Origin of the sequence: Rhizobium sp. WW_1 (assembly GCF_003610155.1) — a bacterium.
Classification (GTDB): Bacteria; Pseudomonadota; Alphaproteobacteria; order Rhizobiales; family Rhizobiaceae; genus Rhizobium; species Rhizobium tropici_A.
Genome location: NZ_RAIN01000024.1, coordinates 1 through 12,349, shown reverse-complemented (window position 1 = coordinate 12,349; position 12,349 = coordinate 1). Strand labels below are relative to the sequence as shown.

The window sequence follows — 12,349 nt, the reverse complement described above, 5'->3', positions numbered from 1 at the left end:
TCTTTCAGCGTACGCGAGGATCGAGCAGCACATAGAACAGGTCGACGACGATGTTGGAAATGACGATGAACACCCCGCCGAGCAAGACCACGCCGATGATGATGGGGCGGTCCTGGTTGGCGACGGCCTGAACGGCGAGCGCCCCCACGCCTTGTAGTCCATAAACCTGCTCGATGATGATAACGCCGCCGAGCAGCATGGCAATATCTGCTCCAAGCTGTGTGACGAGCGGCGTCAGGACGGCACGCAAGCCATGCTTCCAGATCACGCGCCGTTCGCTGAGACCCTTGGCGCGGGCAGTGCGAATGTAATCCTCGCCCATCACGTCGAGCATCTGGCCGCGCGTCAGCCGGGCATAGACTGCGGCCATGGTCAAGGCGAGCGTCGTCCATGGCAGGACGAGGTGCCACGCCCAGAGCAGCGGCTGGGTGGTTAGCGCCTTGTATCCGCCGGGAGGAAACAGCGTGAATCCGGCCTGCTTGGGAATGAAATAGAGAAGATAGAGCGACATCATGCCAAGCACGAAGGTCGGGAAGCTCAAGCCGACGAGGATGAACGCCTGGCCGATGCGATCCCGCAGGCCGCCGGCATAGCGCGCCGACATGATGCCCATCGGAATGCCGATGGCCAGCCAGAGCAATGCGCCACCCAGGACGAGAGACAGGGTGACGGGAATGCGCCGAACTATGATCGGCGCGACCGGCTGCTGATTGCGGTAGGAAAAGCCGAGATCGCCGCTGATCGCTCTTGAAAGAAAGCTGGCATATTGAACGACGATCGGGCGGTCCACGCCGAGATTCTTGCGGATCTGTATAAGCTGCGCCTCGGTCGCCTTGTCGCCGGCGATCATGCGGGCGGGATCGCCGGGCGCGACGAAGAACAGGAAGAACACGAAGGCTGAGAGCATCAGGAGGACGCCCGCTCCGAAAATCAGGCGCTGGGTGAGAAAGCGGATCATCGTTTCGACGCTCCTTTGGATTTCAGCCTGAAACGACGAACCGTGCGGGCGCTTTTTGGGTCGAGCGCGTCGCGCAGGCCGTCACCTAAGATGTTGAAGGCAAGCGTCGTCAGAAGAAGCGCCGTGCCGGGCACGAAGACCAGCCACCAGGCGACCAGGTAGAGGGAGTTGGAGGAGGCATCCGCCAGCATACCGCCCCAGCTTGGCGTTGGCGGCACGATACCCATGCCGAGGAATGACAGCGTCGCCTCGAAGACGATCGAGCTTGGGATCTGCATGGTGGTGTAGACGATGATGGGAGCCGCGAGATTGGGCAGGATGTCGACGATCATGATCGAGAGCGGACCTGCGCCGAGCGAGCGGCTTGCCTGCACGAAATCCTGCTTGCGCAGCGAAATCACCTGACCGCGGATGACGCGTGCCATAGGGGCCCAGCTGAAGAAGACGATGACGCAGACGCTGAGCATCAGGCTCGGCCCAAACGCCGATACGAGTGCAAGAGCGCAGAGCAGGAAGGGAACACTCATGACGAGATCCATCAGCCGGCTGAGCACGATGTCGGTCAGGCCACCATGATAACCGGCCGTCGTGCCGACGATCACCGCGATCGTCGACGCCAGCACCGAGGCGAATACCCCGACCAGCAGGGAAATGCGGGCGCCATAGGCGAGGCGCACCAACACGTCGCGGCCGAGTTGGTCGGTGCCGAGCCAGAATTGCTCGCCGGGCCCGACGGGAATGCCTGCCGGCGACAGGCCGATGTCGCGGAACTGTTCGATCGGCGAATGCCCGGTAAGTGCGGCGATCCAGGGAGCTGCAATCGCCAGAACGACGACCGCGAGAATGACGCAAAGGGCGATCATGCTCGCCTTGTCGCGCCGCAGGCGCCGCAGCGTCAGTTCGAGCGAGCCACGCTGTACCACATCCGCCTGGGTGGAAGCATCCGATGTCGCGACGTCGTTCATGCTGTCACCTGTCTCGTCTCGATCAACGACCGCGGAGGCTCGCCATCCTCAATGATGGAGAGTGTTTTCGACGCGGATAGCAGTGTGCGGGTGTAAGGATGTCGCGGATCGGCGAAGAGCTGTTCTGCCGCGGCCAGCTCGACGATCTTGCCGCCCTGCATGACGGCGATCCTGTCGCAGATATGGCGCACGACGGACAGATCGTGCGAAATGAACAGGTAGGTCAGGCCCAGTTCCTGCTGCAATTGCTTGAGCAAGTTGAGGACCTGCGCCTGGATCGATACGTCGAGCGCGGAGACGGGCTCGTCGCAGATGATGAGCGCCGGATTGAGTGCCAGGGCCTGCGCGATGCCGATCCTCTGTCGCTGGCCGCCGGAAAACTCGGCTGGAAAGCGATTATAGTGCTCGGGGTTGAGGCCAACCAGCTCCATCAGATGCCGCACTTTTTCGCGCCGCTCCTCTCCCGATGCCACGCCATGGAGGCGGAAGGGGTCGCCGATGATGGCGCCCACCCGACGACGCGGATTAAGGGAGCCGAAGGGGTCTTGGAAGACGAGCTGGATCTGCCGGCGCATCTCTCGCCATTCGCGACCCTTGAGATTGCTCATGTCGTGGCCGAGCACATTGATGGTGCCCGAGGTTGCCGGCGTCAGTCCGGCGACGATGCGCGCCAGCGTGGATTTCCCGCAGCCGCTCTCGCCGACGAGCCCGACTGTTTCTCCGCGCGCGACCGTGAGATCGATGCCCTTGAGGACTTCGAGGGTGCGTTTCTGTCCAAAGAAGCTGCCGATTTGATAGGTGAGGTGAACATTTTCGATCGATGCGATCTGTTCGGTGCCGATTGCTTTGGATTCGACCTTTTCAGGCGTTGCGGCCGATGGCGAGGATGCCGTGTCCGGCTCCAGCAGACAGAGGGATTCGACGCCGTCGCTATAGACGCGTAACGGCGGAATGCGCTTCGTGCAATCGGCAACCACCTGGCCGCAGCGAGGCGCGAAGATGCATCCGGCGGGCGTCGTCAAAAGGCTCGGCGGGCGCCCCTTGATCGGCACCAATTGCGCCCCGGGCTCGTAGCTTGCAGGTGTCGAGCGCAGCAGCCCCGCCGTATAGGGGTGGGCCGGCGAACGGAACACGCTGCGGGCCGGGCCATATTCGAGCCGGTTGCCGGCATACATGACCATGACATCGTCGGCGACGCTCGACAGTAGGCCGAGGTCATGCGTGATCAGGATGATGGTGGTGCCGAAATCGCGCCGCATGGTGTCGAGCAGATCGATAATCTGGGCCTGCACGGTGACATCGAGCGCCGTCGTCGGCTCGTCGGCAATGATGAGCGCAGGATTGAGGATCAGCGCCATGGCGATCATGACGCGCTGGCGCATGCCCCCCGAAAACTGATGCGGATAGCTGTCGAAACGCTCAGCGGGCGAGGGAATGCCGACCTTGCCGAGCATGTCGATCACGCGAGCCCGGGCGGCGTCGCGGTCGATCGTCTCATGTGTATGCAGGACCTCGGCGATCTGCGAACCGATCGTGTAGAAGGGATGCAGGCTCGAGAGCGGGTCCTGAAACACCATGCCGATGCGGCCGCCCCGCAGGCGGCGCATGTCGGGCTGCGGCAGGTTGAGAAGGTTGCGGCCCTCGAACCAGACCTCGCCGCGAATGTCGGCATTGGGCAGCAGCCCCATGACGGCCTGCGTCAGGACGCTCTTTCCCGAACCGGATTCGCCTGCAATGCCGAAAATCGAACCGGGCCTGATCGAAAAGGAGACGTTGCGTACGGCATGTACCACGCCATCCTCGGTCGGAATATCGACCGTCAGTCCCTTTGCCTCCAATATGGTCAAGGGTAAACTCGCACTTCAATCGAGGTTGCGTTCAGGCGCCGCAACCAGGCCGCGGCGCCATGCACGAAGATGCCGGATCAGCGTTCGATCCAAAGGTTCGTCCAGTCGCCCTCCACGCCCAGGGCATAGGGCTGGAAGTTCTTCACCGCTTCGCTGCGATAACGCGGGTTCTTGTTGGCGATCAGCGGAACGACCGGCGCGTCTGCCATGACCATCTCGTCGACCTCTGCCCATAATTTACCGGTTTCCTCCGGCGTGGTCGCGTTGATGGCCTTTGCGGCTGTCTCGTTGGCCTTCGGGTTGTTGTAATCGGTGTAGTTATAGGTCTGGTGCGTGCCGTTGAAGGTGAACTGCGGCTGGAAGACGGAGCGCGCTGCACCCCCGACCCAGTCCGGCGTCCAGCCCACGGGCGCGATGTCCCAGGTGCCGTTCTTGGTGTTTACCGGATTGGTCATGAATTTGGAGTAGTAGTCGGCGGCGGTGACCGGCGCCAGTTCGAGCTTGATGCCGGCGCGCGCCATGCTGGCCTGAATGGTGGCGGCGGTCGCCACTTCCAGATCCTTGTTGCGGTAGGGCATCTTCAGCGTGATGCCGTTCGGGAAACCGGCTTCGGCGAGCAGGGCCTTGGCCTTTTCCGGGTCGCCCTTGGATTCCGGCGAGGGATAGAGATCGAACTTGTGATGTCCGAGTACGCCAAGTCCGAAAATGCCGGTTGCGGGTTCCGCCACCTTCGGGCCGCCCCATTGCTGGACGATCGCGGCCTTGTCGATCGCATATTCCAGCGCCTTGCGGACGCGAATGTCTTTAAGAGCACCCTTGTTGTTGTCCGAGACGGTGTTGATGAACAGGAAGTTCGTGTTGCCGGCCGAAAGCGCCGTCAGCTTCTCGTCGCCGTTGGCGGCGAGCGTCGCCAGGATGGCTGTGGGGACGTTGATGTCATAGGCGAGATCGGCGTCGCCCGACTGCAACTGCTGCATGATGGCATCGGCCTGCAGCCCCATGGTGATCTCGATATCGTCGACATACGCCTTGCGCAGCGGATCGCTTTCCGCCTTCCAGGCGGGATTGCGCACCAGCTTCAGACTGGTGTCGGGCGTGTATTCACCGATCGTATAGGGACCGCTGCCGACAAAATGCGTGCGATATTCCGGGCTGTCGGGGATATAGTCGAGGACTTCGATCGGTGCAGGCGCCGGCATGGGCAGCGAGAGCATGTAGATGAAGTCGCCAGCGCGTTCCTTGAGGTGGAAAACCACGGTCTGGTCATCAGGCGTCTCGATGCCTTTGACGTCATTTCCCTCTATATACTTCTTCATGTCCGCAGCCGTCGGCTGAACCTTGGCAAAGCCATCACAGAATTCGCCAAGCCCGGAGACGAGTGCGGTGAAATAGGTGAGGGTCGAGGCCTGCATGTATGGATTGCAGAGCCGCTTGAAGCCGCGTTTCACATCCGCCGACGTGATTTGGCGCGCGCCGGACGGTGCATTCCACATGGCGCCCTGGCGCAGTTTGAACGTGTATGTCAGCCCATCATTCGTCGGCTGGGGCACGTCCGTCGCGAGATCGCCGACCGGCTTGATGGCGACATCGGGATCGGTCGAGGCTTCATAGCTGATCAATTGCCGCGATATGGCGCGCAGCAGATTGTTGGTATTCACCATTCCCGCCAGCGCGGGATCGATATGGTCCGGTTCGCCGGTGGCGAGTATCCGCAGGGTTCCGCCCTTGACCGGTTCGTCCGCGGTCGCGAAACCCGGCAGCGAAAGAGCGATGAGCAAAGATGCGACCGAAACGGTCGATTTCAATAGAGTACGCATGTCTATCCTCCCAATCTACTTGCGTTGATCATGCTTGGCCGAGGGCGTTCCGGAGAACGCCTTCCATCGTGGTTGCCGTCCGTCTCTCAAAGATCCATCGGCCAGGTGTCGGACAGCCGGTAGCCGGCCGGGAACGGATCGTCCGGATCGACCATCAACTGGTGCGTGCCGATCACCCAGGCGCGGCCGGAGATGATCGGGCTGATCGCGGATTTGCCGTTGAGATCGACGGCGCCGTCGATGCTGCAATGGAATTCGGTATCGATGAGCGAGGTCCCGACGAAGCGGTCGCCGACCTTCATCTGACCCTTGGCATGCAGAACGGCCATGCGTGCCGAACAGCCGGTGCCCGTCGGCGAGCGGTCGATCTTGCCGGGACGGATGGCGACGGCGTTCTTTCCCCGGAGGACTCCATCCTTCATCTGAACAGGGTCGGTGATCTGGCAGAAGGAGATGTGGTTCCAATCGTTGACCGGATGGCGAAAGCCCAGCTGTTCATTGGCGGCTTCCGTGATCTTCACGCCGAGCCGGGCGATGTCGCGCGCCTGATCGGGCTGCAGGTTGAGGCCGAGCGAGGCCGCGTCCACAAGCACGAAGCTGTCGCCACCATAGGCGGTGTCGACGGTGATCGTGCCGATGCCTTCGACTTCGAGCTTGGCATCGAGCTTGTCGGCAAAGGAGGGGACATTGCGCACGTGAATGCGCTCGGCCTTGCCGTTGCGGCACTCCGCCTTCACTTCGATCAGGCCGCCCGGCGCCTCCAGCACCATGCGGGTGATCGGCTCCTGCATGGGGATGATGCCGGTGTCGAGTAGAACGGTCGACACGCAGATCGAGTTCGATCCGGACATGGGCGGCGTATCGGCTGGCTCCATGATGATCCATGCCATCTGCGCCTCGGGGTTCTTCGGCGGAACCAGCAGGTTGACGTGGCGGAAAACGCCGCCCCGCGGTTCGTTGAGAACGAAGTTCCTCAGGGTTTCGTCCCGGGCGATCCAGCGCGATTGTTCCCAGACGGTCGCGCCGGGGGGAGGAGCGACCCCACCGACGATGACATCGCCGACTTCTCCCTCGGCGTGGCAGCTGACGACATGAACGACTTTCGATGTGCGCATTTCTGTTCAGTTCTTTCCGATTGCAAATAGAGAAGCGGGGCCGCTGCTGTGCAATGTCCGAAGAATTACCATGCGACTGTCCTCCCTAATGATCATAATCGTATACGTTATCTTGAATTTTGGGATAACGTATACGATTATAGAGGGACGTCAAGCGACGTTATCGCGCAGGAAATGCCAATGACGGCCTTGGCCGAACAGGCGACATGCATGCTTGCGCCGCCTCGGGAGATCAAGATATTGAGTGGATATCGCGGCTCCACCCTTCGATCAGATTTGCCGTTTCCAGGGAACAAAGACTGCATGCCTCTCAATATCGAAGAGATACCCAATCTGGGAAAGGCGCCGAGCACATCCGATGTGATTCTGAAGTTCATCCGCGATGCCATTGCCGACGGCTCGCTCGACGAAGGCGAGCCGATCCGCCAGGACGATGTCGCGCGTCTCTTCAATGTCAGCAAGATCCCGGTTCGCGAGGCGCTGAAGCGCCTTGAGGCCGAAGGGTTGGTGGAGTTCCATCGTAACAGGGGCGCGATCGTTACCAGCGTTTCGGAGCCGGAAATCGTGCAGATCTTCGAGGTGCGGAGCATTCTGGAATCGAATGCGCTGAGACTTTCCATTCCCTTCATGACGGAAAAGACTTTCGAGAAGGCGAAGGGTTATTGCGACGCCTTTATGGAGGAAGCCGATGTCGCGCGCTGGTCCGAACTGAACTGGCAGTTTCACAGCTGTCTCTATGAGGACGCGCAAAGACCCTATCTGGTCAGCACGATCCGCTCTATCAACGATAAGATTGAACGCTACTTGCGGGTGCAGCTTACTTTGTCGCACGGCAAGGAAACGGCAGACCGCGAGCATCGCGAGTTGCTGGCACTCTGCAGGACGGGCGACGTGGAAAAGGCGGCCGCGTTCCTGACCGATCACATCATGCGAGTGTGCCAGTCGCTGCTGCACCACTTGCCTGCCAGACGAAGCTGACAGCTGAATCGCAAGTCAGGCAAGTGAGATCAACACGACCGGCACCGCGTAAAAGAAACTAAAGCCTCTGAACCGGCGCGTGGAACACTCGGCTTTCAAGCCTACAGATGCCCTCAGGACGGGCAGACGAGAGTATAAAGGTCGTGCATTCCGGTGCCTTCGCCGAAGCTCATCCGAGCCTCCGCGTCATCTGCCTGCGGATTGGCGAGTTCGCCCTTCAGTTCATCCGCGTTTTGCGTGAAGAAGGGTACATCAGCCATCACCCCGCATTTGAGATAATATCCCGCATAAAAAAACTGCCCCTGCTTGTCGGTGCTGGGCTGGCGGACAAGCAGCATCAGCATGCCGTCTTCGCGTTTGGCGGCCGTGAGGTAGAACTCGTCATCGTGGGTCAGGACGAAGCTGTCCTTGTTTGGAACAGGTTTCCACGCTTTTGCCTTCAAATTGAAAACCTGCTCGGGCGCGACCAGCATTTTGAAAGGGCCTTTACCAGAAGGTTCGCCTGCATGTGCGGCGACGCCGGTGGCGACGGCAGCGATGAGTGTGGTGGCGAATAAAACTGCATTTCTCATTAAAATTCCTCGACTAGCATTGGAGAGCGTCAACTGGCCAACGGACGGGAACTATTCCAAAGTAACGCTCTGTCAAGATCGGCGTCTGAACCAATAATCCTCGTATGAGCAGCTCCGACGCGAGAATTCAGTCGCAAGGCCGTGAACAAACCTCGGCGCTGGTCAATGCGGCAATTCATCTGATTGACTTTGCTTGATGCTGACGGGCGATCTCGATGTGACGCTGGACTACCTTATCGATGATGAACTGCATGATCTCTTGAACAAGCACTTGATCCAGCCCGGCTTCCGTGGCCAGTATTTTCAATCGGAACAATTGCTGTTTCTCCCGGTCTTTGTCCGCCGCTGGCAGTGCATGTTCGGCTTTCAGAATACCAACATTGTCGGTACAACGAAAACGCTCCGCCAACATATTGACCAATGCGGCATCGATATTGTCGATAGTCTGACGATATGAGGAAAGTTGCTCCGAAACATTATTGCTTTCCATAATGAAACCTTTTCCTTATTGCCCTATAGCAAGCATGCTCATGTTATAAAATCTCCGCAGTCATCAAGACGGCGTGTGTCTTTCGGTTGAAGTCATTTCATCGAAATCATCAGGAAGTTTCCTGAAAATTGCGATGAGATTCCAAATATTTTAGTCATCCTCGGGATGAGGTCGGTATAAGGTTGATGGCCTTGCGCCTTGAGGTAATGCAGTCCCATCGGTTCGCTTTGGCCGGGATAATGGTAACGGTGATCAAAGATAGCCTATGTATTGGCCAAATGGCGATGTCCCATCCCAATTGCTTTGACCTATTCGTGCGCTTTCCCCAGAAAGGCTGCGCCCACCTCGGTTAAGTGGCGGATTTTCAGAATCATATTCGCCTGGGTCGAAGCGCTCCGCACGGCATCTCGCCAAAGCCGCAGTAATGGCCGACTGTCTGTGAGCGATCCAAGCATTCCTCGGATCCGACGTTATCGAGGTGGTACGGCAGATACTGACATTGGATGCCGGCGATGATCGCATAACTGCCGAAACACGCCCAATCTGTCTTTCTCGTTGTGAACAGCTCATTTTTAGCTTCTCCGTGTGCTCAGTTTCATGCGATTGCGGATGTGCAGGGCTCCTGCGATCGTTGACGGTGTTTCTGTCGCTGTGAACAAGCAGCCTGGTCGCCCGATCCCGTGGCCGACGGTCGCCATCGCCAGGATATGTTTGGAAGGGGTTGCCAGCTTATGAGAGCCTAGATTCCTGCACACCACTCGTATCCCCGGTCTTCTCAGAAGCCGCCGTTACCGCCCCACAGACCATCGAAGCGGTCAACGATCTCGATGCGCATGAGGTATTTGGCCCACTTATAGCCAAGCTGCCTCTACACCCGCAGCCGAAGTGGAGCGCCGTGCCCTATGGTCAAATCGGTGCCGTTCATCGCATGGCCGAAGATGGTCTGTGGACGAAATGCGTCGATGAGATGGATACTCTCGTAGTACCCGCCACTGCCATCGAGCGTCTTCTCCAGTTGATCGGCGCAATGGAAGACGGCGAAGCGGGCATTGGGTTTCAGCGCAGTTGCCTGAAGCACAAGTCCAAGCCGAGCGCCGGCCGGACGTCGAAGAAAGATTGCTCATATCTTAAAACTACCAACTAGTAGGTAGTTTGTCAAGGCCTTGTTCCTATGGTCAGGAGCAGTACCGCCGACATGCATAAATGGGCGGCTCAATGCATCCACCAAAACGAGGTCGGAAACAGCACGCCGCAGGCGGACATTCTCCGCCTCCAGCTCCTTCAGCCGCTACATACAGTCGTCCTTCAGGCCGCCGATTGCGGAGCGCCCCGATAGTGTGTGATTTCCGTTACGCCTATCGACTAGATCGCTTCGGCCATCGATTTGCCCTGCACGTTCGGCATGCCAACCTGACGAAGCCTTATGACGGTCTCTTCCGCCATGTGTCCCTTTGCTGCCGCTTCAACGTCCTCTTCAGGCTCAAGCCATACCTCAAGACGGTTCACTTTCACAGATGGGCCAATCTTCAACGCCGACCAGGGTTCACCTTCGAGTGTTTGGCATCGAGTTAGGAGCAATCGCAGATCTTGTTACTGTGTACTTTATATGCCTCCACGGACGGTGTGACTGCGGAGAACGCGGGCCCTCCCGGCAGGCTTTTGGGGTCGGCATCGTCGACGCTGCAATAGCCAAACGAGCAGTATCTCTCCGGCAACTGCATTGCATCAACTCCTCTGTAAGCATGAGGTTGAGAAGGAGGCCGTGTGCAATTCTGAGTAAATGGATGAGCGTTCCATCTTGATTGCATCGAACGATTGTTGCTCAAAGAGGTCAATTAAGGGATGCCTTCGGTCGGTGCGCCGATTCGTCGCGATAGCCAACGGGATGGAGGCCGGAGCAGTCTCTGTGCCCGTGCCAGCGGGTATTATGTGGCTGTTTTTGCAAGAAAATCGCGCCAAGATAGATTGATTGTATCATAGACTAACTTTTGGGTTGTGAGTTTCGATTGCGTTTGATACCAATACCCAAAATATGATTTGGGACGGAATTCGATAACGCAAAGAGACATGTTCTTTTGGCGCCCAAGCTGACGCCCGAGGGCCAGTTAATCTATCGTCTGTGGAGAGAGATCTAGATCCGCCTTCGGCCTTATCGCGCCGGCTAAGCACATGCCCCGGCTGGTGTCATGACAATGCTGCGCAGGCATGTGAGGTACGGCTAAAGCGCAGCTAATAGCTGACATTGATGAGTATTTAAAGCTGCCATCAGCTCCGATGGTCGCAGCGTGGAAGTGCGTGTTCTGAACGTGGAATCTTGCTGGGCTGGGAGGCGCTGGACGTGAAATTCTACCAAGCTGCGAATGAGGGAGGTATCGAATTTCCGGTGAGCTCGGGAGAGGCAACGAAAGGCGAAAATCTCATAGCCGGGGATAGCGACCGCCCTCTTCCAGAGGCGGGAGGTTTTTTGCAATGGGACCGCTCGGCGGCACATTTGTCGACGCTGGTATCTGCTTTGCAGTCACCGCATCACGGTGGCCCACGAGTGTCAGCCAAGATCCGGCTTCCCGGGCGAGCGGTGCGGGTAGGGCGGTTGGAGGTGCTTCCGACGCGATCTGGCTGTGCGGCGGGAACGTTGCTGGAGATTGGAGCATATTATTGGCGTGTGGCAACTGGCAGCACCGATGTTGTTGTTGCAGATTTGTCGGAACTGACAGGGAAGCTGCAAGCCGCCGGCGATCTGGCCCGAGAGCTCCAACTATATCCGAACGAAGTATTGCCGACGCTCTCCCGGGAGGATGTGCAGGTTCTCGATGAGGCGTATCAGACGGCTGCGGCATATGAAGATTTTTGGCTCCGTGCGCTGGAGGGGTATTGCCCGCTGTCGATCTCAGGACATGCCTCAGGCGAGCCGCTGTGGAGGGGTAGTCCATGGCAGCGGATTGATGCGCTTGCAAAACTCGATCCTGCTTTGCGGGTCGAGTCCATCTTGGCGGCGTGGGCGGTATACTTGGCGCGAACCAACAGCGAGATGACAATTCAATTTGGGTGGAAGGCGCAGGTGCCGCGTTCACCACTGCTGGAAGGGTTGTTGGCGTCTGTCGTTCCCATGGAGGTCGAAATTGACGCCGATCAAAGCTTTGCCGAAGTAAGATCTGAGATAGCGGAAGCTTGCAAGCGGGCGGTATCAGCCGGAAGTTATGTCAGGGATCTGCTGATGCAGGTACCACAGCTACGCCGGATCGCGGAATTGCGGCGCGCCTTCCCTTGGGACTTTGGCATAGCCATTATTGGCGACGATAGCCGCCCTAAGTCCGAGATTGCCGATCAGGGCGTTGTTGGCGGCGTGTTGACACTGCAGATTCGGGCTTCGGATGGAGCCTTGCGGTGGATATATGACCAGACGAAGCTCTCCGACGAGCAAACCGAACGAATGAGCAGGCACTTGGTGGTGCTTGCCGAAGAAGCGCTGAGCCAGGGCGTTTCGGTAGGCCCGGTCGGGCGCCTCAATCTCTTGCCGTCGGATGAGCGTTTGCAGCTTGTGGAGGGTTGGAACGCGACGGTGCATGACTATGGCTCTGACCTTTGCATCCATGAGCTGTTCGAGGCA

Annotated in this window: 10 protein-coding genes and 1 pseudogene; 2 read left to right on the top strand and 9 right to left on the bottom strand. The window is 58.7% G+C overall.

What is annotated here, in order from left to right:
* Nucleotides 1-4: 4 nt before the first annotated feature.
* From BJ928_RS34705 to BJ928_RS34685, 5 genes are all read right to left on the bottom strand, one after another.
* Nucleotides 5-958 (bottom strand): ABC transporter permease, encoded by a 954-nt coding sequence (locus tag BJ928_RS34705; protein ID WP_047636291.1) that lies wholly within the window; start codon nt 956-958, stop codon nt 5-7.
* Nucleotides 955-1,923 carry an ABC transporter permease gene (locus tag BJ928_RS34700; RefSeq protein ID WP_047636293.1) on the bottom strand — a complete coding sequence of 323 codons (969 nt, stop codon included), beginning with the start codon at nt 1,921-1,923 and terminating at the stop codon, nt 955-957. Before BJ928_RS34700 ends, BJ928_RS34705 begins: the two co-directional genes overlap by 4 nt.
* Complete coding sequence (locus tag BJ928_RS34695) at nt 1,920-3,770, bottom strand: ABC transporter ATP-binding protein (protein ID WP_047636294.1); 1,851 nt, start codon at nt 3,768-3,770, stop codon at nt 1,920-1,922. The genes BJ928_RS34700 and BJ928_RS34695 overlap by 4 nt, the downstream gene beginning before the upstream one ends.
* 77 nt (nt 3,771-3,847) lie before the next feature.
* Nucleotides 3,848-5,587, bottom strand: coding sequence for an ABC transporter substrate-binding protein (locus BJ928_RS34690; protein WP_047636295.1), 1,740 nt, complete (start codon nt 5,585-5,587; stop codon nt 3,848-3,850).
* Nucleotides 5,588-5,673: 86 nt separating this feature from the next.
* A complete protein-coding gene (locus BJ928_RS34685) occupies nt 5,674-6,702 on the bottom strand; it encodes a proline racemase family protein (RefSeq protein ID WP_047636296.1) in 1,029 nt (342 codons plus the stop codon).
* A 303-nt stretch (nt 6,703-7,005) separates the two neighbouring features.
* Here BJ928_RS34685 and BJ928_RS34680 point away from each other — a divergent pair, with 303 nt between their 5' ends.
* Nucleotides 7,006-7,680 carry a GntR family transcriptional regulator gene (locus BJ928_RS34680; RefSeq protein ID WP_120296804.1) on the top strand — a complete coding sequence of 225 codons (675 nt, stop codon included), beginning with the start codon at nt 7,006-7,008 and terminating at the stop codon, nt 7,678-7,680.
* A gap of 113 nt (nt 7,681-7,793) precedes the next feature.
* Here BJ928_RS34680 and BJ928_RS34675 read toward each other — a convergent pair whose 3' ends face one another.
* The 4 genes and pseudogenes from BJ928_RS34675 to BJ928_RS39045 all read right to left on the bottom strand — a co-directional run bounded on the left by BJ928_RS34675 (nt 7,794) and on the right by BJ928_RS39045 (nt 10,254).
* Nucleotides 7,794-8,252 carry a hypothetical protein gene (locus BJ928_RS34675; RefSeq protein WP_047637250.1) on the bottom strand — a complete coding sequence of 153 codons (459 nt, stop codon included), beginning with the start codon at nt 8,250-8,252 and terminating at the stop codon, nt 7,794-7,796.
* Between the two features lie 175 nt (nt 8,253-8,427).
* Nucleotides 8,428-8,742, bottom strand: coding sequence for a chorismate mutase (locus tag BJ928_RS34670; protein ID WP_082012085.1), 315 nt, complete (start codon nt 8,740-8,742; stop codon nt 8,428-8,430).
* Between the two features lie 775 nt (nt 8,743-9,517).
* Nucleotides 9,518-9,829: pseudogene (locus BJ928_RS34665) on the bottom strand (molybdopterin-dependent oxidoreductase); the annotation flags it as partial.
* A gap of 275 nt (nt 9,830-10,104) precedes the next feature.
* Entirely contained in the window at nt 10,105-10,254 is a 150-nt protein-coding gene (locus BJ928_RS39045) for a hypothetical protein (protein ID WP_156151471.1), read from the bottom strand.
* 826 nt (nt 10,255-11,080) lie between these two features.
* On the opposite strand from BJ928_RS39045, the gene BJ928_RS34660 reads away from it, so the two are divergent.
* On the top strand, nt 11,081-12,349 hold a 1,269-nt coding region (locus tag BJ928_RS34660; protein ID WP_147413971.1), incomplete at its 3' end, for a hypothetical protein.

Coding starts and splice junctions, on each gene's coding strand:
- BJ928_RS34700 (WP_047636293.1), bottom strand. CDS start 1,923: ATGAACGACGTCGCGACATCGGATGCTTCCACCCAGGCGGATGTGGTA.
- BJ928_RS34690 (WP_047636295.1), bottom strand. CDS start 5,587: ATGCGTACTCTATTGAAATCGACCGTTTCGGTCGCATCTTTGCTCATC.
- BJ928_RS34705 (WP_047636291.1), bottom strand. CDS start 958: ATGATCCGCTTTCTCACCCAGCGCCTGATTTTCGGAGCGGGCGTCCTC.
- BJ928_RS34680 (WP_120296804.1), top strand. CDS start 7,006: ATGCCTCTCAATATCGAAGAGATACCCAATCTGGGAAAGGCGCCGAGC.
- BJ928_RS34675 (WP_047637250.1), bottom strand. CDS start 8,252: ATGAGAAATGCAGTTTTATTCGCCACCACACTCATCGCTGCCGTCGCC.
- BJ928_RS34670 (WP_082012085.1), bottom strand. CDS start 8,742: ATGGAAAGCAATAATGTTTCGGAGCAACTTTCCTCATATCGTCAGACT.
- BJ928_RS34685 (WP_047636296.1), bottom strand. CDS start 6,702: ATGCGCACATCGAAAGTCGTTCATGTCGTCAGCTGCCACGCCGAGGGA.